This window comes from Siccibacter colletis (genome assembly GCF_000696575.1).
Taxonomy (GTDB): Bacteria; Pseudomonadota; Gammaproteobacteria; order Enterobacterales; family Enterobacteriaceae; genus Siccibacter; species Siccibacter colletis.
The window spans coordinates 38,004-63,298 of sequence record NZ_JMSQ01000004.1 but is presented as its reverse complement, the minus strand read 5'-3'; the positions used below and the strand labels follow the sequence as shown (position 1 = coordinate 63,298).

Annotated in this window: 26 protein-coding genes and 3 tRNA genes; 18 read left to right on the top strand and 11 right to left on the bottom strand. The window is 57.3% G+C overall.

Annotated elements, in window-relative coordinates:
- Positions 1–56 precede the first annotated feature (56 nt).
- The 3 genes from yjjG to ET34_RS0103710 are packed head-to-tail and all read right to left on the bottom strand — an operon-like array spanning position 57 to position 1,587.
- A complete protein-coding gene (gene yjjG / locus ET34_RS0103720) occupies positions 57–734 on the bottom strand; it encodes a pyrimidine 5'-nucleotidase (protein ID WP_031519566.1) in 678 nt (225 codons plus the stop codon).
- A gap of 21 nt (positions 735–755) precedes the next feature.
- Complete coding sequence (rimI, locus tag ET34_RS0103715) at positions 756–1,199, bottom strand: ribosomal protein S18-alanine N-acetyltransferase (protein ID WP_031519564.1); 444 nt, start codon at positions 1,197–1,199, stop codon at positions 756–758.
- A complete protein-coding gene (locus ET34_RS0103710; RefSeq protein WP_031519562.1) occupies positions 1,168–1,587 on the bottom strand; it encodes a DNA polymerase III subunit psi in 420 nt (139 codons plus the stop codon). The genes rimI and ET34_RS0103710 overlap by 32 nt, the downstream gene beginning before the upstream one ends.
- Before the next feature lie 154 nt (positions 1,588–1,741).
- On the opposite strand from ET34_RS0103710, the gene rsmC reads away from it, so the two are divergent.
- The 4 genes from rsmC to ET34_RS0103690 all read left to right on the top strand — a co-directional run bounded on the left by rsmC (position 1,742) and on the right by ET34_RS0103690 (position 3,217).
- Positions 1,742–2,770, top strand: a complete 1,029-nt coding sequence (rsmC, locus tag ET34_RS0103705) for a 16S rRNA (guanine(1207)-N(2))-methyltransferase RsmC (protein WP_031519560.1) — start codon at positions 1,742–1,744, stop codon at positions 2,768–2,770.
- 128 nt (positions 2,771–2,898) lie between these two features.
- Positions 2,899–2,985, top strand: a tRNA-Leu gene (locus tag ET34_RS0103700).
- Positions 2,986–3,013: 28 nt separating this feature from the next.
- Positions 3,014–3,100 (top strand) — tRNA-Leu (locus ET34_RS0103695).
- 30 nt (positions 3,101–3,130) lie between these two features.
- Positions 3,131–3,217: transfer RNA gene (locus ET34_RS0103690), tRNA-Leu, on the top strand.
- 96 nt (positions 3,218–3,313) lie between these two features.
- Here the strand turns inward: ET34_RS0103690 and ET34_RS0103685 are convergent.
- Positions 3,314–3,586 carry a DUF1435 domain-containing protein gene (locus ET34_RS0103685; protein ID WP_031519558.1) on the bottom strand — a complete coding sequence of 91 codons (273 nt, stop codon included), beginning with the start codon at positions 3,584–3,586 and terminating at the stop codon, positions 3,314–3,316.
- Between the two features lie 212 nt (positions 3,587–3,798).
- Here ET34_RS0103685 and ET34_RS0103680 point away from each other — a divergent pair, with 212 nt between their 5' ends.
- Both ET34_RS0103680 and fhuF read left to right on the top strand, forming a co-directional pair.
- Complete coding sequence (locus ET34_RS0103680; RefSeq protein WP_031519556.1) at positions 3,799–4,863, top strand: GGDEF domain-containing protein; 1,065 nt, start codon at positions 3,799–3,801, stop codon at positions 4,861–4,863.
- Between the two features lie 108 nt (positions 4,864–4,971).
- Positions 4,972–5,760, top strand: a complete 789-nt coding sequence (gene fhuF / locus ET34_RS0103675) for a siderophore-iron reductase FhuF (protein ID WP_031519554.1) — start codon at positions 4,972–4,974, stop codon at positions 5,758–5,760.
- A 313-nt stretch (positions 5,761–6,073) separates the two neighbouring features.
- Here the strand turns inward: fhuF and ET34_RS0103670 are convergent, their stop codons facing one another.
- Entirely contained in the window at positions 6,074–7,417 is a 1,344-nt protein-coding gene (locus ET34_RS0103670) for a PTS sugar transporter subunit IIC (RefSeq protein WP_031519552.1), read from the bottom strand.
- A 13-nt stretch (positions 7,418–7,430) separates the two neighbouring features.
- On the bottom strand, positions 7,431–7,730 hold the full coding sequence (locus ET34_RS22440) for a hypothetical protein (RefSeq protein WP_152548343.1): 300 nt from the start codon (positions 7,728–7,730) through the stop codon (positions 7,431–7,433).
- Positions 7,731–7,930: 200 nt separating this feature from the next.
- Here ET34_RS22440 and ET34_RS0103660 point away from each other — a divergent pair, with 200 nt between their 5' ends.
- Positions 7,931–8,389: a YbaK/EbsC family protein gene (locus tag ET34_RS0103660; RefSeq protein ID WP_031519551.1), complete on the top strand. Its 459-nt coding sequence runs from the start codon at positions 7,931–7,933 to the stop codon at positions 8,387–8,389.
- A gap of 71 nt (positions 8,390–8,460) precedes the next feature.
- Here ET34_RS0103660 and ET34_RS0103655 read toward each other — a convergent pair whose 3' ends face one another.
- Entirely contained in the window at positions 8,461–9,156 is a 696-nt protein-coding gene (locus tag ET34_RS0103655) for a helix-turn-helix transcriptional regulator (RefSeq protein ID WP_031519550.1), read from the bottom strand.
- Positions 9,157–9,496: 340 nt separating this feature from the next.
- On the opposite strand from ET34_RS0103655, the gene ET34_RS0103650 reads away from it, so the two are divergent.
- The 9 genes from ET34_RS0103650 (at position 9,497) to ET34_RS0103605 (ending at position 18,190) form a co-directional block, all read left to right on the top strand.
- The gene (locus ET34_RS0103650) at positions 9,497–10,270 is read left to right on the top strand and encodes a threonine/serine exporter family protein (RefSeq protein WP_031519549.1); all 774 of its coding nucleotides are present in this window, start codon (positions 9,497–9,499) and stop codon (positions 10,268–10,270) included.
- Complete coding sequence (locus ET34_RS0103645; protein WP_031519548.1) at positions 10,261–10,734, top strand: threonine/serine exporter; 474 nt, start codon at positions 10,261–10,263, stop codon at positions 10,732–10,734. Before ET34_RS0103650 ends, ET34_RS0103645 begins: the two co-directional genes overlap by 10 nt.
- A 51-nt stretch (positions 10,735–10,785) precedes the next feature.
- Positions 10,786–11,241 carry a MarR family winged helix-turn-helix transcriptional regulator gene (locus tag ET34_RS0103640; RefSeq protein ID WP_031519547.1) on the top strand — a complete coding sequence of 152 codons (456 nt, stop codon included), beginning with the start codon at positions 10,786–10,788 and terminating at the stop codon, positions 11,239–11,241.
- An 84-nt stretch (positions 11,242–11,325) separates the two neighbouring features.
- A complete protein-coding gene (locus ET34_RS0103635; RefSeq protein WP_031519545.1) occupies positions 11,326–11,754 on the top strand; it encodes an organic hydroperoxide resistance protein in 429 nt (142 codons plus the stop codon).
- Positions 11,755–11,901: 147 nt separating this feature from the next.
- Positions 11,902–12,441, top strand: a complete 540-nt coding sequence (gene dnaT, locus ET34_RS0103630; RefSeq protein WP_031519543.1) for a primosomal protein DnaT — start codon at positions 11,902–11,904, stop codon at positions 12,439–12,441.
- A 2-nt stretch (positions 12,442–12,443) separates the two neighbouring features.
- Complete coding sequence (dnaC, locus tag ET34_RS0103625) at positions 12,444–13,175, top strand: DNA replication protein DnaC (RefSeq protein WP_031519541.1); 732 nt, start codon at positions 12,444–12,446, stop codon at positions 13,173–13,175.
- A gap of 8 nt (positions 13,176–13,183) precedes the next feature.
- Positions 13,184–13,666, top strand: coding sequence for a YjjA family protein (locus ET34_RS0103620; RefSeq protein WP_051640460.1), 483 nt, complete (start codon positions 13,184–13,186; stop codon positions 13,664–13,666).
- Positions 13,667–14,266: 600 nt separating this feature from the next.
- On the top strand, positions 14,267–16,558 hold the full coding sequence (gene opgB / locus ET34_RS0103610) for a phosphatidylglycerol--membrane-oligosaccharide glycerophosphotransferase (RefSeq protein ID WP_031519538.1): 2,292 nt from the start codon (positions 14,267–14,269) through the stop codon (positions 16,556–16,558).
- Between the two features lie 90 nt (positions 16,559–16,648).
- Positions 16,649–18,190, top strand: coding sequence for an HrpF/NolX family T3SS translocon protein (locus ET34_RS0103605; RefSeq protein ID WP_236633812.1), 1,542 nt, complete (start codon positions 16,649–16,651; stop codon positions 18,188–18,190).
- A gap of 231 nt (positions 18,191–18,421) precedes the next feature.
- Here ET34_RS0103605 and tsr read toward each other — a convergent pair whose 3' ends face one another.
- The 4 genes from tsr to ET34_RS0103585 all read right to left on the bottom strand — a co-directional run bounded on the left by tsr (position 18,422) and on the right by ET34_RS0103585 (position 23,111).
- On the bottom strand, positions 18,422–20,086 hold the full coding sequence (gene tsr, locus ET34_RS0103600; RefSeq protein ID WP_031519534.1) for a methyl-accepting chemotaxis protein: 1,665 nt from the start codon (positions 20,084–20,086) through the stop codon (positions 18,422–18,424).
- Positions 20,087–20,493: 407 nt separating this feature from the next.
- Entirely contained in the window at positions 20,494–21,582 is a 1,089-nt protein-coding gene (locus tag ET34_RS0103595; protein WP_031519532.1) for a DUF2955 domain-containing protein, read from the bottom strand.
- Positions 21,572–22,639, bottom strand: coding sequence for an HlyD family secretion protein (locus ET34_RS0103590; protein WP_031519531.1), 1,068 nt, complete (start codon positions 22,637–22,639; stop codon positions 21,572–21,574). Before ET34_RS0103590 ends, ET34_RS0103595 begins: the two co-directional genes overlap by 11 nt.
- A gap of 4 nt (positions 22,640–22,643) precedes the next feature.
- On the bottom strand, positions 22,644–23,111 hold the full coding sequence (locus ET34_RS0103585) for a MarR family winged helix-turn-helix transcriptional regulator (RefSeq protein WP_031519529.1): 468 nt from the start codon (positions 23,109–23,111) through the stop codon (positions 22,644–22,646).
- 295 nt (positions 23,112–23,406) lie between these two features.
- Here ET34_RS0103585 and ET34_RS0103580 point away from each other — a divergent pair, with 295 nt between their 5' ends.
- Together ET34_RS0103580 and ET34_RS0103575 are read left to right on the top strand one after the other, a co-directional pair.
- On the top strand, positions 23,407–23,898 hold the full coding sequence (locus ET34_RS0103580) for a hypothetical protein (protein WP_031519527.1): 492 nt from the start codon (positions 23,407–23,409) through the stop codon (positions 23,896–23,898).
- Positions 23,899–24,004: 106 nt separating this feature from the next.
- Positions 24,005–25,282 (top strand): DUF445 domain-containing protein, encoded by a 1,278-nt coding sequence (locus tag ET34_RS0103575; protein WP_031519526.1) that lies wholly within the window; start codon positions 24,005–24,007, stop codon positions 25,280–25,282.
- The last annotated feature ends 13 nt before the right edge of the window (positions 25,283–25,295 follow it).

The window sequence follows — 25,295 nt, the reverse complement described above, 5'->3', positions numbered from 1 at the left end:
CGCGACGGGTGATTCGAAATTTGCGGCTATTGTACTCAAGAGCTATTGGCAGACAATCAATGTTTACACAGGCGCTGCTCCAGTTCGCTTAACGAGGTGACTTGCCAGGTCGGGGCAATGCCCGGCGGCAGTTCGCGACCATGCGGATTGAGCCAGCAGGTAGCAAATCCGGCATTCATGCCGCCCAGAATATCAGACTCTGCGGTGTCGCCCACCATCAGCACGCGGTCACGTGGTGGATTACCCATTTTTTCCAGCGCGTAATCAAACACTCTGCGATCCGGCTTGGCGGCCCCTACCTCTTCAGAAATGACCAGCAGATCGAAGTAGTCGCGAAAACCGGTGCGTTCCAGGCGGATTTGTTGCAGCGCGGTAAAGCCGTTGGTGATGATGCCGAGCTTTACCTCGCCGTGCAGCATGTCGAGCAGCGAGCGGGCGCCGGGCAGCGGGGCGCAGATCTCCGCCATCGCATTTAAAAAGGCGCTGTTGAGGTCGCTGGCACCGACGTTGAGCCTGTCGGCCCAGCCCTGAAAACGCTGATGCTGAAGCTGGAGCGCGTTGATGGTGCCGTTCTGGTAATCAACCCACAGCGGCTTATTCACCGCCTGGTAATCCTGATAATCCTCAGCGGTGAAGGTCACGCTGTAGTCCAGAAACATCCGCTGTAAGCCGCCAAAAGCGTCAAAGGTAAACAGCGTTTCGTCAGCATCAAACAGAATCCAGTCCCAGTTCATTACATCACCTTTTTTATGATTTCACCCCAGCGGCAGCGCCATCACGATGGCGTCTTCACGTCCGCTGGCAGTGGGATAGTAATTGCGGCGAATCGTCGCCTCGTTAAAGCCCAGGCTTTCATACAGCGCGATGGCAGGTGCGTTGGAGGCGCGCACTTCCAGCCAGAGCGTGAACACATCACGCTGCTCCAGCGTCTGAATCAGATGCTCAAGCAGTTCCCGCCCGAAACCGCGGCGCTGGTAAGCCGGGTCAACCGCGATGTTAAACAGCGTCGCCTCATCCAGCACCACCTGCGTGATAGCAAACGCCGCCAGCGTGCCGTCTACGTTCAGCCCCAGATTGAGATAGCGATCGCCCTGGTTGCTGGCGAAGGTCTTTTCGCTCCACGGAAACGCGTGGCTGCGTTGTTCAATGGCGAAGGCCGCAGCCAGGTCACTCGGGGTGAGTAAGGAAATCGTGTTCATGTTCGCAAATTTGTCGCCATAGCGCAGCCCGGGCCGGCGCGCTGTGCTGAAGGTCAGTAAAGGTGGGTGACATAAGCTGCGCACCGTGCAGGGTCGGGGCATCGTCGACTCCAAGACACCAGGTGGCACAGCGGCGGTCGTCATCCCCGGGCAGCATCGCCGCGCGTTCGGGCGTGAGTTGCAACACCTGATCCGGGCTTAAGGTCATCGCGCGCAGAATATCCTGCAACAGCGGCTCGGTCAGCGGCGGCGGTGCATCTGCCACCATCACCAGACGAATATGGGCCGGCAACGTGATGGCGATTTCCCCCTGCAACACGGCAGGACGGCGCAGCGCCCACTGCGTGATACCCAGCAGTTGAAGCTGCCAGTCGCGTCGGGATGTCATCGCGAAACCCTCTCATTTAACAGGGGCGCAAATATAGCAAATCCGCGCTTTACGCGCCATCAATGCCTCCCGGCGGCGATTGCGGTGCGAAGAGCGCTGCAGGGACGTGCTGAACAGGTTATAATCCGCGGCCTGATTGAGAAGGAGTGTTTTCATGTCTGCTTTTACCCCGGCGAGTGAAGTTCTGCTGCGCCACAGTGATGATTTCGAAGCGAGCCGCATTCTGTTTGCCGGCGATCTGCAGGACGACCTGCCCGCCCGACTGGATACCGCCGCCAGCCGCGTTCATACGCAGCAGTACCATCACTGGCAGGTTCTCAGCCGCCAGATGGGCGAGCGCGCCAGTTATAGCCTGGTCGCGGATGCCGCCGCAGTGGGTGACAGCGACACGCTCATTTATTACTGGCCGAAAAACAAGCCGGAAGCGCTGTTCCAGCTAACCAACCTGCTCTCCCTGCTACCGATCGGCTGCGATATTTTCGTGGTTGGCGAGAACCGCAGCGGCGTGCGCAGCGCCGAGCAGATGCTGGAGCAGTACGCGCCGATGAACAAGATTGACAGCGCGCGCCGCTGTGGCCTCTATCATGGCCGTCTTGAGACGAAGCCGGACTTCAGCGCGGATGGCGCCTGGGGCGAGTACCAGCACGACGGTCTGACCATCAAAACCCTGCCGGGCGTGTTCAGCCGCGACGGGCTGGATGTCGGTAGCCAACTGCTGCTCTCCACCTTAACGCCGCACACCAAAGGCAAAGTGCTGGACGTCGGCTGCGGTGCCGGCGTGCTCTCTGTGACCCTTGCCAGCCACTCGCCGAAAGTGCGTCTTACCCTGTGCGACGTCAGCGCCGCAGCGGTGGAAGCCAGCCGCGCCACGCTTGCCGCGAACGGTATCGAAGGCGACGTGCTTGCCAGCGATGTGTTCTCGGACATCACCGGGCGCTTCGATATGATCATCTCTAACCCGCCGTTCCACGACGGGATGCAGACCAGCCTCGACGCTGCGCAAACCCTGATCCGCGGCGCGGTACGCCATCTGAATATCGGCGGCGAGCTGCGCATCGTGGCCAACGCCTTCCTGCCTTATCCGCAGGTGCTTGACGAGGCCTTCGGCAATCACGAAGTGATGGCCCAGACCGGCCGCTTCAAAGTGTACCGTGCAGTAATGGGCCGTAAGGCAAAACGCTAAGCGCGTGAACCGAAACGCCGCTTTTTAAAGCAGTCAGAAAAGCGGCGTTAAATTAACTGTTGACGTGCATCAGAAAACATCTAGAATGCGCCTCCGTGGTTGCAATACTTCTTATGTATTGCTGGTATGCGACGGTGGCGGAATTGGTAGACGCGCTAGCTTCAGGTGTTAGTGTCCTAACGGACGTGAGGGTTCAAGTCCCTCCCCTCGCACCAAAAGACCACAAGATATCTCTCGCACCGGGCGACGGTGGCGGAATTGGTAGACGCGCTAGCTTCAGGTGTTAGTGTCTTAACGGACGTGAGGGTTCAAGTCCCTCCCCTCGCACCAATGCGATGACGATATCAGAAAAAAAGAAATGCGACGGTGGCGGAATTGGTAGACGCGCTAGCTTCAGGTGTTAGTGTCCTAACGGACGTGAGGGTTCAAGTCCCTCCCCTCGCACCACTTCTAAAGTGGTTTTCTTAAAGTAACCTTCCGGTAGTTCCTCTGTTTTATCCCTGTTGTGCTTTCAAACGTTTATCCCAGTGATTTTTATCGTCATCATGGCGCTATCTTCATGATCGCCAGCATCATGGCGCTGGCAAACGCGATGCATGAAGGCAACAACACATAGTGGCGCAGCCGCTTGTGATACAGCATCCCCGCCGTCGCCAGCAAACCCAGCACCACTACCACGCGCCACTGCGCAAACGTCAGATCGCCCAGCGCCAGCGCGGCCACCAGCGATGCCGGCAGCAACACTCCCCATCCACTTTCCAGCGTTCTCTGCAACATGGCGCGCCCTCTCACAGCGATAATGATAACCAATATCATATGATAAATTTTCTCATTATCAAGTTATTGTTATCAGACTGTTGGCTAAAGTTTGTGCATAGCGGATGACAGCGGTTTCAGGCAGTGCTAGATTGGGTGCCAAAATATATTCTTCTGCATTTATTAGTGCGTAATTCGCGCACTATTATTGGCATTATTTTCTTATTGGTTTCACTCACACAATATTATCCTGCTGGTAAGTAACGATATTTATGACCCTGAGTTCCTGGCATTCCCTGACGCACGAGAAATACCGTCTGTCGCTGCGTCTGTTTCTGATCCTCAACGCGCTCTCTGCCACTTTCAGTATGATCAGTCCGCTGTATCACGTGCATTATGTCGCCCCACCGATTCTGCTGATTGGCTTGCTGAGTAGCACGCTGCTGGTTGTTAACGGATTAAATAAAAAAGCAAAAATCGATATTCGCATTATTGCCTTTCTGTTTGGTTCGCTGTGGGCCTGGCATATTGCGAATAAAAGCGGTGTGGTTCCGGATTTTCACTCCAGCTATATAATGATCGCCCTGTTAAGCGTGCTGTTTATTGGCGCGATTGCTTTTACTCATCATCTCAGCGCCTTTGCGTTACATAGCCTGCCGGTGTTCTGCACGGTGATGTGGATTGACCGCGGCGAGCACTGGTTGCAAGTGCTCTATTCGCTCATTGTTCCTGTGGCGGGTATCGCTATTCAGCATCGCATTCAGACCCGCAACGACAGCTTTGCTCAGGGCTTAATGGCGCAGCTGATCCAGGAGAAAGCCAGGCTGAACGATCTGAGCATGCTTGACCCGCTGACCGGCCTGTATAACCGCCGCGGCTTCGATGCCCGGTTCGCCACCCTGCTCGCGTCCGGCAGCAAAAGCCATCATCTGCTGTTGCTGGATATCGATCATTTCAAAGCCTATAACGACCATTACGGCCATATGATGGGCGATCAGGCGCTGATTCGTGTCTCGGCTGCCATTCGTGACGCGGTACGCTCCCGGGATATTGTCGCCCGCTACGGTGGGGAGGAGTTTCTGGCGATCATCACCAGCACTACACCAGAGCTGGCCCGGGACGCCGCCGAGCGTATCCGCCAGCGGGTGTACGATTTGCGCATTCCGCATATGTTTAATCACAGCGTGGCGACGCATGTCACGGTGAGTATTGGTCTCGCCCCGCTGACCGAAGAAGGCATTGAGGCCGCGCTGGAAAAAGCAGACCGCGCGCTCTACAGCGCAAAACATCGGGGCCGCAACCACATCCTCACCAGCGACGACGTCAAAGCCGCCTGACGTTTTCCGGCGGTTAGCTCACATGCGCACGGAATTTACTTGCTATCGATAACCTCTATAGTTAGGATTGGCAATCATTATCATTTAGATTACCGCTAACGTTGCGCTATGGCTTATCGCATAACTCAGATCGTTGATAACCTCGTCTGGCAGCCGGGTATTGTCGCCCCGCAGCCCGGGCTATCCACGATCTTACGCGAGCTGTTTACCGCGCAGCGTCCCTACTTCAACGACATCATTAAGCTGGATGAACCGTCGCCGCGTGATGCGCTGACGCTGTCCCAGTGGTCACGCCCGGCCACGCTGACCAGCCTGATGGCCAGCTACTCCGACCATATCTACCGTAATCAGCCGACCCTCTCGCGGGAGAACAAGCCGCTGAAATCGCTCTGGGCGCAGTGGTATATCGGTCTGATGGTGCCGCCAGTGCTGCTGGCGCTGTTAACGCAGAGCCAGGCGCTGGATGTGGCTCCGGAACACTTCCACGTCGAGTTTCATGAAACCGGCCGCGCGGCCTGCTTCTGGATTGATGTGCATGAAGATCGCGATGCTACGCCGCTGACGCCCCGCGAGCGGGTTGAGAAACTGGTGACTGACGGCATTGCGCCTGTTATCGCTGCGCTGGAGGCCTCCGGCGATATCAACGGTAAGCTTATCTGGAGCAACACCGGCTATCTGATCAACTGGTTCCTCGGCGAGATGAAAGCGGTGATCGGCGACGAAACCGCTGACGCGCTGCGCCATACCTGCTTCTTTGAAAAACAGCTGCTGAATGGCGATGATAACCCGCTCTACCGCACGGTAGTGCTGCGCGATGGGCTACTGGTGCGTCGTACCTGTTGTCAGCGCTATCGCCTGCCGGATGTCGTCCAGTGCGGCGACTGCACGCTGAAATAGGTGTCATCCCTGTTGTAGAGCGGGTATGCCTGCGCACCCGCCACTATGGCGTTCCCCAAAGGTGGGTGCGCTGCGCTTACCCACCCTACAAGTTGAAATAGCCTGTCACCCCCCGTAAAAAACCACCCCGCATGAGAATACCTTACAGTTGACGCGCTACTGGCGTAGGGCGGGTAAGCCTGCGCACCCGCCACCGCGGCATTCCCCAAAGGTGGGTGCGCTGCGCTTACCCACCCTACAAGTTGAATTAGCGTGGCACTACCCATAAAAAACCACCCTGTAGGGTGGTTTTCATGCCTGAAACGCCGGGGCGTTACGCCACCTGCTGCTCCTCTGCTGCGGCTTTTTCCGCTTCCGCCGCCTCCTGCGCCAGCAGCTGCTTCTCATACACTTTAAAGAACGGGAAGTAGATCACCGCCGAGACCACCGCCAGCACTACCACCAGCAGTGCAGCGCGGAAATCCCAGCCCAGCGCCCATGCCGCACCAACCGGCGCCGGGGCGGTCCAGGGCACCACGGAAATGACCCGGCCTATCAGAACCAGCTTCATTACCCCCCAGGCGAGCACCGCATTGACCATCGGTGCTAACAGGAACGGAATAAAGAACACCGGGTTCATCACGATAGGCGTTCCGAAAATCACCGGCTCGTTGATATTGAAAATGCTGGGCACCACGCTCAACCGCCCAATCGAGCGCAGATGTGCCGAGCGGCTGCGCAAATAGCAGAGCACCAGTCCCATCGTCGCCCCCGAGCCGCCTACCACAATAAAGAAGGTCCAGAACGCTTCCATAAAGATGTGCGGCAGCGGTGCGCCCTGCGCCAACGCGCTCTGATTTGCCCCGAGGTTGGTCAGCCAGAACATCTGCAGCATACCTGAGACAATCGCCGCGCCGTGAATACCCGCGAACCACAGCAGGTGACCGATCAGCACCGCCAGCAGAATGGCCGGTAGCGAATCAGCCGCAGAGACCAGCGGTTTGAAGATCGCCATAATGGCCTGCGGGATCAGCATATCGAACTGAGACTGGATCAGCAGGCTGAGCGGATAGAGCGTCAGAACCACCACCAGCACCGGGATCAATAGATCGAAGGAGTTCTTGATCATCGGCGGGACTTCATCCGGCAAGCGGATCCCGATGTTATGCGCCTTCAGGAAACGCATCATCTCAACGCAGTAGATAGCCACCAGGATCGCCGTGAAGATTCCGGTGCCGCCAAGGCTGTCCACCGGCAGCGCGCCGTTGGTTTTCGGTGCCGCCACCAGCATAAAGGCCATCAGCGACAGCATAGCGCACATAAAGGGATCGAGCGCGTGGGATTTCACATAATGCTTGCCGAGGTTATACGCGATAGCCGCACAGATATAGATCGACATGATCCCCATCGTCATATCAAACGGCGTGAGTATCTGTCCTTCAAACTGTTTCGCCAGATCGAGCCAGGCGCGGGCAAATCCCCAGGTGGTGGTGGGTGAAAACGGCGGGTAGGCAAATACCAGTAAAAAGGAGCCAACGATCATAAATGGCATCGCGGAAATAAACCCGTCGCGGATCGCCATCACGTGACGCTGAGCGGAAATACGCCCTGCAACCGGACTGACGTAATTTTCAACGAAACGGAAAATAACATTAAATGCAGCATGATTGGCAGACATAATGACTCTCCTGTCAGGCGACGAATTGCGGGACGCCGGCGACATTATTTTCGCTGTGCGTCATTTTATTATTACCAGCTGGCAACGCCGCAAAGGCGATCGCCGTTTTTGCCGGCGTAATATCGGTATCTGCCGGACCGGAAATATGTCGTCGCGCTGATATACAGCCGCGAGAGAGAAAAGCTGACGTGATAACCGGACGGCGTTCAGACGTATTAACGTGACGCGCATACGTTTTCACCTTCGGCCTTAGTGTGTTCACGTCCACACTGGCAAACCTGCCAGCGGCACAGCACAACAGGATACGCTTCATAGACGACTCTTATTATTGGGTAGGAGGTTACGGGTTCAGTATTATGCTGCGCCTGAGACACTGCAACCGGTTACAGTAACCGGTTGCAGTGATTGTGAAGGAGATCCAGAAAAAGCCCGTCGGGCCAGGAATGCATGAAGAAGTTTACAGCGCGCGTCACGCTGTGCCAGATTTAGCACAGAATCAGCCTGGAGAAAGAAATGAGTCTGGAATCTGTACGCCAGTTTTTTGCCGAGCACGCCCCCGATATCGACATTATCGAGTTGAACCAGAGTACGGCTACGGTTGCGCTTGCCGCCAGCGCGCACAACGTAGAGCCGGGGCAGATTGCGAAAACGCTGTCGCTGAAGGTGAAGAACGACATCGTTCTGGTGGTTGCTAAAGGCGACGCCCGCCTTGATAACAAGAAGCTTAAAACGGTATTTGGTGCCAAAGCGCGTATGTTGAGCTGCGATGAGGTGGTCACCTGGACCGGGCACCCGGTCGGCGGCGTCTGCCCGTTCGGGCTGGAAAATCCGTTGAAGGTTTACTGTGACGTGTCGCTAAAACAGTATCAGGAAGTGCTACCGGCTGCAGGTGCCATCCATAGCGCAGTACGTATCTCCCCGGATCGTATGGCTTCGCTAACCCAGGCCAGCTGGATTGACGTCTGCCAGTAACCGCTGCCGCCCCGCCTGACGATATGATTACGGCACCTGACGGGCTGAAATTACCGCGCCTGTGCCGTTGATTACGCCCCCACCACAGGCGCCGTATCCTTTGGCACCGGCATCAGGCTGAGCATCTTCATGCCTTCGGCGCTGTTAATCCAGGCAAACATCTCCGCATTGCTGCGCAGCGCCAGCCTGCGCATCGCGCTATTTTTCTGCGCGCTGATGGTCTTATTGCTTTTCTTCAGCATTACCGCTATCTGGTTGATACACCAGCCTTTACCAAGCAGGCGCAGCACCTGTCGTTCTGAAATGGTCAGCTTCACCTGACGATGGGTGGCGTTCATGCTGGCCTGCCAGAGCGGTGAAGCGAGGGTTTTACTGATCAGCTCCGGTGCTTCATCGCCGTTGCGTATGGCTTTGATGATGTTCTCAATTGGCTCCACGCGCGACAGCAGCGTACAGCCCGGGCGCATCAGTAACTCAACGGCAATGGGATAGCATTCAGGGGGAACAAAAAAGATGCAGCGTGTGGCATGGGCAGTCAGCAGTGAATAGTAGTGACGGCAGGCCTGACGGGCATTGCCGGATTCTGCACACAGATCGGCGATGATATAATCCGCCTGACGAAACTGCAGCGGATTTAATTCATGGCTGTAATGCAGGAAATTAATAGCCGTTTCCGGGAAATAATCGTGAATGATATTTTGCAATCCACTTTGTACTAATGGGATCTGACTGATGATTACCGCGGTGCTTTTTCGTCCTTTGGGCATAGCGTCCTTCCCTGTATTTGTCAGCTAACGCTGGCTAACGTCAGCGTTAATCCATTATTACTGCTACCGGTAAAAATCCCGTGAATAATAACGGTGGGACAGTCGGTGAATGGCCGCTATTTTATATTCATCCTGACCGTAATTTACCCAGCGAAATATCTGAAAAAATTACGGCAATAAATATCGCACTGCGTTGACGAATATATTTTCCTGGCCTGCCCCTGGTTAACAAGCGCCGTTCCGGGATAATAACTGCATAAAACTTGATCTGACCCCGGTCTGGCGCGATGTCGCCCTGTGTTAAAACTGAAGGCCTTTTGAGTTGTCTGTGGAAGACGTTATGCCGGACCACGCCTTGCAGCGGGATGTCACCCGCTTATGTATTCAGTGCGCTATCTTACTGCTGCAGCACGGTGCGGAGAGCGCGCTGGTGGAAGAGCTTTCCACCCGGCTGGGTAAAGCGCTGGGAATGGAGAGCGTGGAGAGTTCAATTTCAGCTAACGCCATCGTCCTTACCACCATCCGGCACGGCCGCTGCCTGACGTCAACGCGCAAGAATCACGACCGCGGCATCAATATGCACGTGGTGACCCAGGTCCAGCATATTGTCATTATGACGGAGCACGCCCTACTGGGCCCCCACGAGGTGCAGAAACGGCTCGCGCATATCCGGCCTTTTCGCTATCCGCGCTGGCAGGTAGTGGGCATGGTCGGCCTTTCCTGCGCCTGCTTCTGCAAGCTGAACAACGGCGGCTGGGACGGCGCGGCGGTGGCGTTTCTCGCCAGCAGTATCGCCATGTATGTGCGCCAGCTCCTGACGCACCGCCAGATGCATCCGCAGATTAATTTTTGCCTGACCGCGTTTGTCGCTACATCGGTGTCCGGCCTGCTGCTGACGCTACCGGTGTTGCATAACACCTCGACCATCGCGATGGCCGCCAGCGTCCTGCTGCTGGTGCCGGGGTTTCCGCTGATTAATGCCGTGGCGGATATGTTCAAAGGCCACATTAACACCGGCCTGGCACGCTGGGCGATGGCGAGCCTGCTGACGCTTGCCACCTGTATCGGCGTGGTGATGGCGCTGTCGCTGTGGGGGCTGCGCGGATGGGCGTAATCAACGCGCTGTTCAGCCTGGCGCAGGACATGCTGCTGTCGGCGATCCCGGCGCTGGGATTTGCCATGGTATTTAACGTTCCGTCCCGGGCGCTGGCCTGGTGCGCCCTGCTCGGTGCCATTGGTCACGGTAGCCGCACCGTGCTGCTGAGCATGGGGGTGAATATCGAATACAGCTCGTTTATCGCCGCGATGCTGGTCGGCAGCCTCGGCATTCAATGGTCACGCTGGTATCTGGCCCATCCGAAGGTCTTTACCGTGGCAGCGGTGATCCCGATGTTTCCCGGTATCTCCGCCTACAGTGCGATGATTGCAGCGGTGAAACTGGCGCACTTCGGCTACAGTGAAGTGCTGATGGCGTCGCTGGTAATCAACTTTTTGAAAGCGGCGTTTATCGTGGCCGCCCTGTCGATTGGCCTGTCATTGCCGGGTCTATGGCTCTACCGCAAACGCCCGCGCGTGTGAAGCTAAAAATATTTCTTGCAATTAAATTGCGCACTACCTATATTCATCATCATGAAGACGACACCGAAACAAGACACCGCGCAGACGCTTCCGGTCGATGATCAGCTCTGTTTTGCGCTGTACTCCACCAGCCTGGCGCTGAATAAGCTCTATCGCCAGCTGCTGGCACCGCTGGAACTCACCTATCCGCAGTATCTGGTAATGCTGGTGCTGTGGGAGAAAGATGACATTACGGTATCGGAAATCGGCGAACGGTTGTTCCTGGACTCCGCCACGCTGACGCCGCTGCTGAAACGTCTTGAAGCTGCCGGGCTGCTGCGCCGCCTGCGTTCTCGTCAGGATGAGCGTCAGGTTGCAGTCACGCTCACTGAGGCCGGCCAGGCGCTGAAAGCAAAAGCCGTGGGCATCCCGGAATCGATTCGCTGTGCGGCTTCCTGCGATATGGACAGCCTGATGACCATGAAAACGCAGCTGGAAGCGTTTCGCGATAACCTGAATAAGTCGTAAAACGTCACCCTACGGGGTGACAAAAAAACCGCATATAAATAGCGCGCTATTGCATAGCGCTTGATAAACAATGAGGAACCTGCCATGTCTTTAGAAAAAGTGATCTATCGCGCCAAAGCCAAAGCGACCGGAGGCCGTGACGGCCGCGCCACCTCCTCTGACGGTGTGCTGGATGTAAAACTGGGCGTCCCGAAAGAGATGGGCGGCATGGGTGGTGAAGTGACTAACCCGGAGCAGCTGTTTGCGGCTGGCTACTCTGCCTGCTTCCTCGGCGCGATGAAATTTGTCTCCGGTCGCGACAAAATCGACATGCCGAAAGACGCCTTTATTGAAGGCGAAGTGGGTATCGGCCCGCTGCCGACCGGCTTTGGTATTGAAGCACAGCTGAACATCCACCTGCCGGGTATGGATGCAGCAGAAGCGAAGAAACTGGTTGATGCGGCGCACATCGTTTGCCCGTACTCCAACGCCACTCGCGGCAACATCGACGTTACTCTGAACATCATTAACTGATGCTTCCCGGCCTCTCGCATTCTGCGAGGGGCCTTCAGCTTCTGCTCAATTCCCCTGCTCCACTGTGCTACTATGAAGGCAATAACGCCCGGCACCGCTGACACCCTCAGTAGCCAGGCTAACGTATTGTTTTCAGAGATAGTTTTTATGTCTTCCAAAATTCTCACCCCGGATATCATCAGCCTGGAAGCGTTTTGCCGCGAACCGCGAGAAGCTCTCGCCCGCGCCGGACAAGGCACGCTGGCGGTGTTCGATCAGAACGCGCCCGCTTTCTATGCCATCAGCGCTGAGCGACTGGCGCATCTGCTGACGCTGGAAGCGCAGCTGGCAAAACCCGCCTCTGACGTTGCGCTGGAAGCGCCTTTCTTTGACGATGCGGCTCCGGCGGCCCCGATCCCGGCACCGATGGGTAAATTCGCCATGTACCAGGGCTGGCAGCCCGATCCGGAGTTCCAGCGCATGGCAGCGCTGTGGGGTATCACCCTCAGCGCGCCGGTAACGCCGGAGGAGCTGTCCTCCTTCGTGACTTACTGGCAGGCGGAAGGCAAAGTGTTCCACCACGTGCAGTGGCAGCAGAAACTGGCGCGCAGCCTGCAGATCGGGCGCGCAAAACCGGGCGCACAGACCCACGACATCAACGCGCTCGGCCAGCCGGATTACAAAGTATTTAAAGGTTTCAGGGGGTAGCGATGAAACAGCCCGCAGATATCATGTCCCGTCTTAAACGCCTGGTGCCGGAAGGCATAGAGCCGGCGTTTAAATCGAGCGAAGAGTGGATGGCCTGGCAGCAGGAAGAGGGTCGCAAACATGCCCTGTCGCTTGAGCGGGAAAACATAGCCAGAAAAATGGAGCGCCAGTTTGGCCGCTCCGGCATCCGCGAGCTGCATCGCGACTGCTCGTTCGAAAACTATGTCGCCACCACCACGCAGCAGAAAATCGTGCGTGAGAAAGCGCGCCTCTACGCCGTGGACTTTGGTAAGACGATGGCCGGTTTTATTTTTTCCGGTAAGCCGGGCACCGGCAAAAACCATCTTGCCGCCGCCATCTGCAATGAACTGCTGCGCCGCAACAAAACGGTGCTGATTATTTCGGTAGCGGACATCATGTCGGCGATGCGTGAAACCTTTAATAACAGCGATACGGTAAAGACCGAAGAGCGCCTGCTGGACGATCTCAGCCGCGTCGATCTGCTGGTGATCGACGAGATCGGCGTGCAGAACGAATCGCGCTACGAAAAAGTGGTGATCAACCAGATCGTTGATCGTCGCACCTCATCCCGCCGTCCGACCGGAATGCTGACCAACCTCGACGAAGCCGGGATGTATCGTCAGCTGGGGGAACGGGTGATGGATCGAATGAAGCTCGGCAAGAGCCTGAATCTGATCTTCGACTGGGACAGCTACCGCGACAAAATTTACTGAGGATCACCATGACGGCGATAGCACGACACCTTACCGCTGTGGCGCTGGCCGCTGCGATTATCGCTCCGGGCGCGCAGGCTGCCAGCTGGCAGGATCAACTCTCCGCAGCGGCAACGCAGCTGAGTCAGGGTAATGGAACCCAGCAGGACGCCGGATCGCTGACCAGCCTGCTGACGGGCGGCACCCAGGCGCTGGCCGCAGGCTCGATGCCTAACGTGGCAGGCGTGTTTGAGTACTGCGTGAAGCAGAAGCTGCTGATCGCGACCGACCCGGAGAACGTCAGAAATCAGCTGCTGGACAAGCTTGGCCTGAGCACTCCGCAGGAGCAGAGTGAAAAACCGGGTTATCTGGAAGGGTTAACCGGATTGCTGAACACCCGCAACGGCCAACAAATTAATCTGAATACCCTGAGCAACTCGGGCATCGGCAAAAAAATTAAGCTCAAAGCCTGCGATGTCATTCTGAATCAGAGCCTTAGCTTCATCTCTTAGTAAAATGGCGGCCCTGAGGCCGCCACGCTTCTGCTACCTCTACCCTTCATCCCATTCAGGCAGATTTTTTACCCAGACGATAACGCTGGCGATTACTGTGCAGACGTCGCTTATTGCTCTCTTTTCTGTGCATAACGAAACAAAAAATAGCGAACGCAAAGAGCACGATAAAACCAAATACATATACGATCATGATCTTTTCTTTTAATGGATGGTGGGGGGTTAACGCATCGATAGTTCGGTAATCCCGCGCTGTGTAAGCGAGTTACCAGGATATATTATCGCGTTCAGATACATAAGTTAAATCATGAAAGGTAAAAATATTTTTGTTTAAATTCAGCAATCTTTACATTGCGCGCTGTAAAAAAGCAGTATTAACCACCATGAGCGGATTGAAGTAAGCGTTTTTGTAAGGTTTACAGCGCTGAATTAAGGCAGAGATGATGCGACCAGGGTCAAATAATCACATTAATAAACTAATTCTGAACGAAAACACACTTTGATGACACTAGAATTGCAGGGTTGTGGCAGTGCCATTACAGTACGCGCACATAAAACGCATCCCGGCAGGCGCAGCCTGTTTACTGAGAGGATCAGGCGTTGTCAGAGTTGCTTTCGTTTACGCTGTTTATCGCTTCGGTGGCGATATATGCCTTTAAAGCAGGCCGTAATACTTTCTGGTTCATCGCCACGCTGCTGGTGCTGGGCCTGTGCGTCATTTTAAATATCACCCTCTACGCCAGTAACTATTTCACCGGTGAAGGCATCACCGATGCCGTGCTCTATACCCTGACCAGCAGCCTGACCGGCGCTGGCATCAGTAAATACCTGCTTCCCGGTGCCGGCATTGCCGTGGCGCTGGTCGCCGTGTTTGGCGCTCTGGCGTGGATACTGCGCCGCCGTCGGCATCACCCCGGCCACTATGGCTACAGCGTGCTGGCCCTGGTACTGGCGCTGGCCTCTGTGGATGCCAGCCCGGCGTTTCAGCAGATTACCGACCTGGTGAAATCCCAGACCCGGGACGGCGATCCCGATTTCAGCGCCTGGTATAAAGAGCCGCGCGCAACCATTGAGAACCCGAAGCTCAACCTGGTCTACATCTACGCCGAAAGCCTGGAGCGTACGTATTTTGACGATGCCGCCTTCCCGCAGCTGGCCCCGGAACTGGGGGCGCTGAAAAACAGCGGCATCGATTTCAGCCATACCGCCCAGCTGCCCGGCACCGATTACACCATCGCCGGCATGGTGGCCTCCCAGTGCGGCATTCCGCTGTTCGCCCCGTTCGAAGGCAACGCCTCGGCCTCGGTATCCAGCTTCTTCCCGCAGAACGTCTGCCTGGGCGATATCCTCAAGAACTCCGGCTACGAAAACTACTTTATGCAGGGAGCGAACCTGCGCTTCGCCGGGAAAGACGTGTTCCTGAAATCTCACGGCTTCGACCACCTGTACGGTGCCGAGGAGCTGAAAAGCGTGGTCGCCGACCCGGCTTACCGCAACGACTGGGGTTTCTACGATGACACGGTGCTGGACGAAGTGTGGAAAACCTACCAGAAGCTCTCTTCAGAAGGGAAACGCTTCTCGCTGTTTACCCTGACGGTAGACACCCACCACCCGGACGGTTTTATCTCCCGCACCTGTAAACGCAAAAGCTACAGCATCGACGATAAGCCGAACCAGTCATTCAGCGCGGTGACCTGTAGCCAGGAGCACATCGCGGCGCTGATCGAGAAAATCAAAGCCTCGCCGTGGTTTAAAGACACGGTGATCGTGGTCTCTTCGGATCATCTGGCGATGAACAACACCGCGTGGAAATACCTGACGAAGCAGGATCGCAACAACCTGTTCTTCGTGCTGCGCGGTGACCAGCCGCAGCATGATCTGGTGGCGGTGAAGCGCAACACTATGGACAACGGCGCGACGGTGCTGGATATGCTCGGCGGTGATAACTTCATCGGCCTCGGGCGCAGCAGCCTCTCCGGGCAGTCGCTCTCTGAGGTGTTTCTCAACATGAAAGAGAAGGTGCTGGCCTGGAAACCGGACATTATCCGCCTGTGGAAATTCCCGACCCATATCGACGCGTTCACCGTTGATACCGACAAGAAAATGATCGCCTTCTCCGACACCCGTTTCCGCCTGCCGCTGCTGCTGCGGGTATCTGAAACCCGCGTCGAGCCGCTGCCGGAGAGCGAATACTCCGCACCGCTGCGTTTCCAGCTGGCGGATTTCGCCCCGCGCGACCGCTTTATCTGGATCGACGCCTGCTACAAAATGGCGCGCCTGTGGCAGCCCGAGCTGTCACTCTCTACCGACTGGTGCGTCGCCCAGGGTCAGCTTGGCGGTAAGCAGCAGGTGCAGCGCGTGGATAGCGCCCGCTGGCGTGGCAACGCCGCGTTTACCCAGAGCGTTATCGATACCGCTCGCTATCAGCACAACGTCGATGCCCTGAAAGTCGTGGATAACGACATACGCTACAAAGCCGACAGCTTCGTGTTCAACGTGGCCGGCGCGCCGGAAGAGGTGAAGCAGTTCAGCGGCATTTCGCGTCCGGAATCCTGGGGCCGCTGGTCCAACGCCCAGCTTGGCGACGAAGTGAAAATTGAATACCGCACGCCGCTGCCGGAGAAGTTCGATCTGGTGATCACCGCCAAAGCCTATGGCCCGAATGCCGGTAAACCTGTCCCGGTGCGGGTCGGTAAAAGCGAGCAGACGCTGACGCTCTCGGATGAGGTCACGACCACCATCCTGCACTTCGATAATCCGACGCGCAGCAACACTCTGACCATCACGCCGCCGGACCCGCAGATGACAAACGAGGGCAACATTCTCGGGCACGCCCCGCGCCAGCTGGGTATCGGCATGGTGGATATCAAAGTAGTGGCCCGCAACGGATAACGCCCTTCCCTCTCTTAGCGGGAGAGGGGCGATGGAACTTTTTCCCCTCCTCGTCCACACAAGGATCTTCATCCACGAGGAGGGTCACCGATGCGCCTTTCTGGTTTTTCACCATCCACCTTTACCGCCCCCCGCGATGCCGGTCTGCCCGGCAAAGGGGATCCGGCCGCACGCCTGCCCGATGCCAAAAGCACGGGGAGCAACCCGCTGTCAGCCATGATGCCGCTGGCACCGGGGAAGATGCAGACCCCGACCATGCCGGGCAACAACACACCGCCGCTCGATCAGCTGTTTGCCGGCCTGATTACCAGCCTGCTGAGTGGCCTGAACGGCCCGTCTGAATCAGCCCAGCCGCAGCCCCAGGCCACTACGCCGCAGGCCGCGCCAGGCGAGATGCCGTTTGAAGAGGTGGTTTCTACGCTCGGCCGCAACGAAAACCTGCTGAAGAAGCCGCTGGATCGGGAAGGTATTGAGAAGCTACGCGATGACCCTGCCACGCCCAGCGACGCCCGAAAAGCCCTGGATGCGCTGGTGAAAAATCCGGAGATGTTCGCTGCCATCGACCCGGCGAAAAACGGCAAAACCGACGGCAAGATCAGTTCCAAAGACATTCGCGCCTGGCAGGAACTTCCGGCGATGCGGCAGTACGCCGATGCGAAAGCCGAAACCTATACCCATGACTACGTGCCGTCGGATGCCAGACCCGGCTCTCCGGCCCGGGAAATGTCGGGCAATGACGCCATGCGCGAGCTCTATCTCTACTCGGAAAGCCTGCCGAAAAAGGTCAATCTGGAAACCCTGCAGAAGATTGCCGATGGCTCCCAGGATATGGGCAAGTGCCCGCCGCAGGTCGCCGCCGCGGCAAAGTATTTCACGAATAACCCCGGTGAATGGCAAAAATTCACCGGGAAAAACGATCCCAGTGCCTCCGTGTCCCGCGACCGCCTGTGTGACCTGGCGGCACAGAACGTGCAGCTGTCGCCGCAGGAGAATAAGGCGCTGGAAACCATTCAGAATAACAAGGACATCTTCTTCAAGGGCGGCGGTATCAAGCCCGGCAAGCTCGCGGATATCGCCAACGATCCGAAGAACAGCCAGGAGGTACGCGATGCCGCCAACCTGCTCAGCCAGCCGAACTCAATGCTGTTCTCGATGCTGGACAACGGCAAGCACGGCGCGGGCGGCAACTTCTTTAACAAGGCCAACGATCGCAATATCGGCAAGGGCGATCTCGATGCCTTTATCCGCAAAGGCTCAGGCCAGGTCGCCCCGCCACCGCAGCTGGCAAATGCCCCGACCACGCCGCTTGAGATGAGCGCTCAGGAGGATATGGCAGCAGGACAGGAAACCCAGCCGGACCAGAAAAAAGAGAAAGGCGGCGGCATCTTTAAGCTGCTGGATATTCTCGGCTATGTGGCAACCGGCCTCAGCATCCTTATCCCCGGCGTTGGCGCAGCCGGCGTGGCCGCTACGGCAGGACGTGCGGCGATCACCGCTGGCGTGCGCGAAGGGCTGAAACAGGGCGTGAAGGAGGGAGTTCAGGAGGGCGCAGGCCAGGCCGTCAGCGCCGCCCTGACGGCGAAGACCGGCAACCAGGAGATCAACGGCCCGCGCGTCTGGGCACAGGGGTAGTCATGATGGCGGGTGCGCAGGCTTACCCGCCCTACGATATCTAAACGCACGCCGGTCAGCACCCAGCATGTAGGGTGGGTAAGCGTAGCGCACCCACCTTCGGAAAGCCGCAGCGGCGGGTGCGCGAGCTTACCCGCCCTACGATAACTGGCCTTCTCAGCACCTACCTGCCACACACCCACGCATAAAAAAAGGGCGGCTCGCGCCACCCTTTGGTCATCGAGGCAAACCTCAGAAGGTTTCCCAGTTCTCACCGCTGTCGGCAACCACCGGTTTACGGGTGGCCGGTGCCGAAGGAGCTTTCGGTGCGCTGAAGGTGCGCACATCCTGACGGGCATCCTGCTTAATGCGGAATACCGCCACGGACTGGGTCAGGCGGCTCGCCTGCTCTTCCAGCGCCGCTGCCGCTGCTGCGGACTCTTCCACCAGCGAGGCGTTCTGCTGGGTGACGCGGTCCATTTCGGACACTGCCAGACCCACCTGGTCGATACCGCGGCTCTGCTCATCGGACGCCGAGGCGATTTCGCCCATGATGTCGGTCACGCGGGTGACCGCATTAACGATTTCGCCCATGGTTTCACCGGCGCTTTCTACCAGGGTCGACCCTACGTCCACCTTGCTGACGGAGTCGTCGATCAGGCCTTTGATCTCTTTGGCTGCCTGGGCGCTGCGCTGGGCCAGGTTACGAACTTCACCTGCCACCACCGCAAAACCACGGCCCTGTTCACCGGCACGAGCGGCTTCTACCGCAGCGTTCAGCGCCAGGATGTTGGTCTGGAAGGCAATGCCGTCGATTACGCTGGTGATGTCGGCGATTTTCTGCGAACTGCCGGCGATGTCGCGCATGGTCTGCACCACGTTATCCACCACTTTACCGCCTTTCTGCGCGGTCTCAGAAGCGCTCAGCGCCAGCTGGCTCGCCTGACGGGCGTTTTCGGCGTTCTGCTTCACGGTCGCGGTCAGCTCTTCCATGCTGGCTGCGGTCTCTTCCAGCGAGGCCGCCTGCTGCTCGGTGCGGGAGGAGAGATCGTTGTTACCGGCAGAGATTTCGCTCGCGCCGCTGTAGATAGCATCGGCGCCGCTGCGTACGTCGCTGACAGTGCTGACCAGCTCGCCCTGCATGTGGCGCAGGCCGTCGGCCAGTTTGCCCATCTCGTTGGTGCCGTGCACGTCGATACCACGCACCAGGTCGCCGCTGGCGATGTGGCGAATGCTGTCGAGCAGACGATTAAGCGGGGAGATCAGCGCGCTCTGAATACCGAACCATACCGCCACGATCACCGCCAACACCACCGCCAGCACGCCGATCAGGATCCAGATGGCGAGGTTGTAGGAGCTGTTGCTGCCGTCTACCGCCACCTGATACAGGCTGTCGTTCTGAGAGAGGTAGCTGGTGTAGGCTTTCTCAAAACCGTCCTGGTAGCTCTGGGTCGGCTGGTCGAAGAACTCGTTGATTTTGCCCGCGCCCAGCAGCTGGATCAGCTCGGCCAGCGCGCCGTGGTAGATGTCGTAGTTGCGCTTGATTTCGCGCGCCGCTTCTTCACTCTGACGCGGGTCGCGCGGCAGGGCTTCATAGGCCGCCCACTGGGTTTCAGCCTGTTTCAGCATGCCGCTGGCAGTCTGCATCAGATCCTGAACGGTGGCCCCGCTGCCAATACCGGTCTGATCCATCATGTAGCGGATCCCGGCGCGGTTCAGGGTGTTACGGGTTTGCAACAGGCCAACCCAGCTGCCGTTGAGCGTGGACTGCTGCTCACGGATGGTTTGTAAAACGGTGAAGTTTTCTTTGTCATTCTTAATAGCGTTGAAGAACAAGCCTCCGGACGCCATTTGTAAAATGCCAAATACGGCCAGCACAATAAGTAAGCTGGTGACAATTTTTATACGATTTAACATAGTTTCTCATTCTCTATACGACAGATACCAAGGTTGTCGGCCTGCCATAAGAAAACTTTATATGGGAAGGGTTATTTTCTGCGGGGAAAGTGAGCGCTGAAAAAGTGTTCGCGCTATCGCGGGGTTATTGCTGCCACGCCAGTGCCGGCGCGGCCTGCGAGCTATCCTCGCACCCTACGCGGCGGGGAAAATTGCTGATAAAAAAGACAGTTATTACGTCGCGCCTTACTTTTAGCCATAACCTTAGCGTTATTGTTTATATACAAGTTTGAATAAATTAAATAACAGAACATTAATGCTTCGCAGTTGATAATTACCGCCGCGAGTTATCGCGCAGGGAAATTAATCATTAATACCTGGTACAGGAAGAATATATTCTCCGCCGGTCGGCGAACCGGCAGAGAGGATTACCCGTTGACGATATAGCGTGTCGCCGCAAAGCGATTCAGGATCAGATGCACCAGAAACACCATGGTCAACGTCAGCAGCAGCGAGGTGGAGACCGAGACGATGCGGTAGAGATCGCTGAACACCAGGTCCTGCTCCGGGTGCAGGTTCTGGCCGAACATAATACCGATGGTGGTCACGCTGGCAAACCCGACTCCCGCCCCGACCTTCTCCATCACGTGCAGACGCGCGCCAAACCCCAGCCCCAGACCAATCAGCGGCATCATCAACAGCATATGGCTGCTGTGGTTATAGAGCAGCAGCTGCACCACCAGAATGTACAGGCAGCCGAGCGTCACGCCCACCACGCGCCACAGCGAACTGAGCACCGCGCCGCGGTAGTGCATCGGGAACAGCGTCAGCACCGCGGCCATCAGCGCCGACAGCGAATCGCTGAGGTTGCACACCTGGAACACCACAAACACCATCGTCGCCACGCTGCCGGAGAGCAGCGACTCGTGACGCACCCGGGCGGCGTCTTTCTCAATCACCGGCGGGCGCACCCGCGGCTCAACGTCGGGCAGCAGGTAGTTCATCAGCGCGCTGAGGCACACCGCCATGATGCTGCCTTCGATATTGGAAAACAGCAGCACGTGCCAGTCGTTGGCCGGATAGCTCATAAAGTTGAGCATGGTGGTCTGGCACACCACGCCCATCGAGCCGAACAGGAACAGCGGCCCCTGGCTCATAAAGCGAAAGCGCATTACGTAAAGGGCGAACACCACCAGCGTCATGATCACCGGCCACTGCGAAAGGAAGCCGATGATAAACACCATCTCCACGCAGTTGATCGCCGCGCTGAAGATGAACTGCTTCGCCACATGGCGGTTAAACACCGGCACCAGGGACAGCAGCATCAGCGGATAGACCACGTAAAACACCCCGTACTGGGTGTTGTAGAAGCTGGAGATGCTGAGCGCAATCATGCCGCCAAACACGATGCGCAGCGTCTGGCGGAAGTCGTTGGCGGTGAACACCACGTTGTCGTGCGGCGTAAACACCTGTGCCAGCGTGGTGATGGTGCGGTCTGAGGCGCGCTTAATAAACATAGTGCAGCAGGCTGACCAGGTGAATTTGCAGCCCGGAGAAGAAGCTCGCGAACGGCCCTTCGCTGTTATAGAGCTGCACCGTGGCCCGCGCCCCGGTCGGCAGGGTTTTCGGCAGCGGCTGGTCGAGCGCCACGTGAATGCGCATCCGCTGAGCGTCGCGTACCCAGCGGTTGGACTCTTCCGGCTGGGAGAGCTGACCATCCACCGCTTCCTGCCCGGCGAGGATACCGGCATCGCTGCTGGTTACGTGAGCGTGGAACACCTGCCCCGGCAGGGCATCGAACACCACCGCGGCGTCGGTTCCGGCTACGGTATGGCGCAGGCTTTTCTCACGAAAATCGGCCACGATATCGGTTTTGTCATTTACCAGCGCCAGCGCGGCGGAGCCTGCCGACGCATACCAGCCGGGACTGAGCTGGACATTACTCACCGTGCCATCGGCTTCGGCGCGGATTTTGGTCCAGCCGAGATTGAGCTGCGCCTCTTCCAGCGCGTTACGGTACTTTTGCAGCGTCACGTTGCGGCTGTCGTCGCGTTCACCGCGGGCAATCGTCAGTTCGCTGATGCTGGCCTCAATGTTGTGCACGGCCTGCTCGCTGGTCTGCCAGGTGGTGCGCACCTTGTCCAGATCCTGCTGCGACACGTTCTGCATGGCGCTCAGCCGCTGGTAGCGGTCGAAGGTCACCTTATCGTTACGGGCGGTAAGCTGCGCCGTTTTCAGATTAGCGCGCGCGGCCGCAAGCTGGGCATCCAGCTGGTCGTTGGAAAGCTGTGCCTGATGCAACGCAATGCGCGCCGCCTCGACTTTATTGACGAACGGCGTGTCGTCCAGCTCAAACAGGAGGTCGCCCTGCTTCACCTGGCTGTTGTTGTGCACGTGCACGCGCGCCACGTAGCCGGAGACGCGGGCGGACACCGGCGTTACCACGCGCAGCACCGTGGCGTCCGGGGTCAGCGGGATCCAGATATCCGCAACGATAAAGTAGACGAACATCAGCAGAAAACTGCCAATGCTCACCCTTACCCAGCGGGCAAACTTTTGTTCAGGGGTCATCATTTTTTTATTCAGTCTTATTATCTTCTGCGCGGAAGCTCCGCAAATTGCAGGCGAGTTGGTTCAGGGTGGCGCTGAACACGTCCAGTTGTTCGGCAGGAATATTTTCTGTCAGGCGCTGTTGCCAGGTCTGGATCACCTGATTCAGCGTCTCAAGCACGGCTTGTCCGTCCGGCGTGAGCGCCAGCAGGCGAATGCGCTTGTCATAGGGCGACACGCTGCGCACCAGGTAACCGTGCGCTTCAAGGCAGTTCAGGGTGCGCATCAGCGGCGGCAGCTCAATGCCCTGCACCTCCGCCAGCTCGCTGACCGACACGTTGTCTCCCAGCTGATGAAGCTGCATCAGCACCGTCCAGCTCGACTGCGTCAGGCCGGTATCGGTAATGGCGTGGTCAATCACCGCGCGCCACTGCCGCACTACCATCGCCATGCGCATCCCCAGCGGGCGGCGGGCAAACAATTCGTCTTCGGTCATACGTCCCCCTTGATCAGGGCGGCTAAACTAATACTTATCAGGGTAAGCATCAAGAAACGAGGGGCGTAAAGCGCAAGGAATGCGAAAAGGCGGCACCTTCAGGTGAAAAGACCTGGGCTGATGACGGGAAAGGTAGTGCGCTTTTGCGCAGGGTAAAGCATCACCCTGCGTTCATTCAGGGGAAGCGATCCCCCTGGTTAACGGGCACCTGAACCTTATTCTTCATTGACTGACGAAGCCCGGCCGTATTCGGCTTCGTCATTAATGCTGAGGTTATTTAACAAGAGGATCGCTTATGCCAACCATTACCGTTGACCGTTTCACCATCGATTATTCGCTACGCACCCGCCACGATAACGAGTCACATGATATTCAGTTTGGGATGACTTATCGCCTGAGCAATGATTTGGGCTTGCCGATGTGCCAGTTAATCTACCCCGCCACGCAGGTGGGTACTAATTATCCCGGCAGATGGAATATCGATAATCACGCCGCACCAGGATCGCTCTCATCGCTTTATTTTTCGGGTTCAGAGCACGGCACGATCAATGATATTCCGACTGAACTCAGTCATGCGAACAGAGGGATCCTGCACACCTGGTTTTGTGTCTACATCATTAATCCCGACAAGAAAACGCTGTATAAGCAGGGCGTCAAATTCGGCTATGAAATCGATACCGGTAACCCCATTTCCCAGACGCAGTTCTCCGGGTTCCGACGCTTCGATATCTCAAATGAACAGATCCAGCTGGTACAGACCGCCTGCCCTTTTATAAAAATTGATTAGCGTCTTACGCGGCGAAAAGCCTGCTGTCAGGGCTTTTCGGCCGCGTATTTTTCACAGCAGGACTTTTACCCTACCGCCTTCCCGGTATGGGTTATATCCTTACCTCATGGAAAAAATAAACGAACTCAAACGCGCGAAGCGTATTGCGCTGTCGCTCCTGCTGTTGGCCGCGGCGACCTTTGTCACCACCCTGTTTCTGCCGCCGAACGTCTGGGTGGGCGGCGTAAAGGCGATTGCCGAAGCGGCGATGGTCGGAGCGCTGGCCGACTGGTTTGCGGTCGTGGCGCTGTTTCGCCGGGTGCCGATCCCGCTTATCGCCCGTCATACCGCGATTATTCCGCGCAACAAAGATCGTATCGGCGATAACCTCGGGCGCTTCGTGCAGGAGAAGTTTCTCGATACCCCGTCGCTGATTGCGCTTATTCGTCGCCACGAGCCGGCGCAGATGATCGGCGTCTGGTTCAGTAAATCGGAGAACGCTCAGCGCGTGGGGCAGCACCTGCTGCAGGTCATCGGCGGCTTTCTCGACCTTACCGACGACAGCCGCATTCAGCTGCTGCTCAAACGCGCCGTCCATAAGGCAATCGACAAAGTGGACCTTACCGGCACCAGCGCGCTGATGCTGGAAAGTATGACCAAAAACAACCGTCATCAGGCGTTACTGGACGCGCTAATCGCGAAGCTGACCGGCCTGCTGCAACGCGAAAGCACCCGGGATTTCATCGCCCGTCAGATTGTTCACTGGCTGCATACCGAACATCCGCGCAAGTCGATGGTGCTGCCAACCGAATGGCTGGGCGAACACAGCGCGGAGATGGTGTCGAACGCGGTGAATTCCCTGCTGGAAGATATTACTCACGACCAGCGTCACCAGTTGCGGCAGGCGTTTGACAGCGCCACGCTGACGTTTATCGAACGCCTGAAAACCGACCCGGAGATGGCGCAGAAAGCCGATGACATTAAGTCGTACCTGAAAGATGACGAGGCGTTTAACCGCTATCTCAGCGAGCTGTGGGGCGACCTGCGCCGCTGGCTGAAGGCCGATATGCAGTCGGAGGATTCCCGCATCCGGCTGCGCATCGCCGAAGCCGGCCAGTGGTTTGGCGAAACCCTGGTGGCCGACGCCGCGCTGCGTGCGTCGTTCAATGAACATCTGGAGCAGGCTGCACGCAACGTCGCGCCGGAATTCGCGGCGTTCCTGACGCGCCACATCAGCGATACGGTAAAAAGCTGGGATGCCAAAGAGATGTCGCAGCAGATCGAGCTTAATATCGGCAAGGATCTGCAGTTTATCCGCATCAACGGGACGCTGGTCGGCGGTACCATCGGACTGGTGCTCTATCTGCTGTCGCAGCTGCCGGGGTGGCTGGGAGCGGGTATGTGATGGGTCAGACCCG

What these genes read in the sequence shown, in the direction of transcription:
- yjjG (WP_031519566.1), bottom strand. Translation starts at nt 734, where the DNA reads ATGAACTGGGACTGGATTCTGTTTGATGCTGACGAAACGCTGTTTACC.
- rimI (WP_031519564.1), bottom strand. Translation starts at nt 1,199, where the DNA reads ATGAACACGATTTCCTTACTCACCCCGAGTGACCTGGCTGCGGCCTTC.
- ET34_RS0103710 (WP_031519562.1), bottom strand. Translation starts at nt 1,587, where the DNA reads ATGACATCCCGACGCGACTGGCAGCTTCAACTGCTGGGTATCACGCAG.
- rsmC (WP_031519560.1), top strand. Translation starts at nt 1,742, where the DNA reads ATGTCTGCTTTTACCCCGGCGAGTGAAGTTCTGCTGCGCCACAGTGAT.
- ET34_RS0103685 (WP_031519558.1), bottom strand. Translation starts at nt 3,586, where the DNA reads ATGATATTGGTTATCATTATCGCTGTGAGAGGGCGCGCCATGTTGCAG.
- ET34_RS0103680 (WP_031519556.1), top strand. Translation starts at nt 3,799, where the DNA reads ATGACCCTGAGTTCCTGGCATTCCCTGACGCACGAGAAATACCGTCTG.
- fhuF (WP_031519554.1), top strand. Translation starts at nt 4,972, where the DNA reads ATGGCTTATCGCATAACTCAGATCGTTGATAACCTCGTCTGGCAGCCG.
- ET34_RS0103670 (WP_031519552.1), bottom strand. Translation starts at nt 7,417, where the DNA reads ATGTCTGCCAATCATGCTGCATTTAATGTTATTTTCCGTTTCGTTGAA.
- ET34_RS22440 (WP_152548343.1), bottom strand. Translation starts at nt 7,730, where the DNA reads ATGAAGCGTATCCTGTTGTGCTGTGCCGCTGGCAGGTTTGCCAGTGTG.
- ET34_RS0103660 (WP_031519551.1), top strand. Translation starts at nt 7,931, where the DNA reads ATGAGTCTGGAATCTGTACGCCAGTTTTTTGCCGAGCACGCCCCCGAT.
- ET34_RS0103655 (WP_031519550.1), bottom strand. Translation starts at nt 9,156, where the DNA reads ATGCCCAAAGGACGAAAAAGCACCGCGGTAATCATCAGTCAGATCCCA.
- ET34_RS0103650 (WP_031519549.1), top strand. Translation starts at nt 9,497, where the DNA reads ATGCCGGACCACGCCTTGCAGCGGGATGTCACCCGCTTATGTATTCAG.
- ET34_RS0103645 (WP_031519548.1), top strand. Translation starts at nt 10,261, where the DNA reads ATGGGCGTAATCAACGCGCTGTTCAGCCTGGCGCAGGACATGCTGCTG.
- ET34_RS0103640 (WP_031519547.1), top strand. Translation starts at nt 10,786, where the DNA reads ATGAAGACGACACCGAAACAAGACACCGCGCAGACGCTTCCGGTCGAT.
- ET34_RS0103635 (WP_031519545.1), top strand. Translation starts at nt 11,326, where the DNA reads ATGTCTTTAGAAAAAGTGATCTATCGCGCCAAAGCCAAAGCGACCGGA.
- dnaT (WP_031519543.1), top strand. Translation starts at nt 11,902, where the DNA reads ATGTCTTCCAAAATTCTCACCCCGGATATCATCAGCCTGGAAGCGTTT.
- dnaC (WP_031519541.1), top strand. Translation starts at nt 12,444, where the DNA reads ATGAAACAGCCCGCAGATATCATGTCCCGTCTTAAACGCCTGGTGCCG.
- ET34_RS0103620 (WP_051640460.1), top strand. Translation starts at nt 13,184, where the DNA reads ATGACGGCGATAGCACGACACCTTACCGCTGTGGCGCTGGCCGCTGCG.
- ET34_RS0103605 (WP_236633812.1), top strand. Translation starts at nt 16,649, where the DNA reads ATGCGCCTTTCTGGTTTTTCACCATCCACCTTTACCGCCCCCCGCGAT.
- tsr (WP_031519534.1), bottom strand. Translation starts at nt 20,086, where the DNA reads ATGTTAAATCGTATAAAAATTGTCACCAGCTTACTTATTGTGCTGGCC.
- ET34_RS0103595 (WP_031519532.1), bottom strand. Translation starts at nt 21,582, where the DNA reads ATGTTTATTAAGCGCGCCTCAGACCGCACCATCACCACGCTGGCACAG.
- ET34_RS0103590 (WP_031519531.1), bottom strand. Translation starts at nt 22,639, where the DNA reads ATGATGACCCCTGAACAAAAGTTTGCCCGCTGGGTAAGGGTGAGCATT.
- ET34_RS0103585 (WP_031519529.1), bottom strand. Translation starts at nt 23,111, where the DNA reads ATGACCGAAGACGAATTGTTTGCCCGCCGCCCGCTGGGGATGCGCATG.
- ET34_RS0103580 (WP_031519527.1), top strand. Translation starts at nt 23,407, where the DNA reads ATGCCAACCATTACCGTTGACCGTTTCACCATCGATTATTCGCTACGC.
- ET34_RS0103575 (WP_031519526.1), top strand. Translation starts at nt 24,005, where the DNA reads ATGGAAAAAATAAACGAACTCAAACGCGCGAAGCGTATTGCGCTGTCG.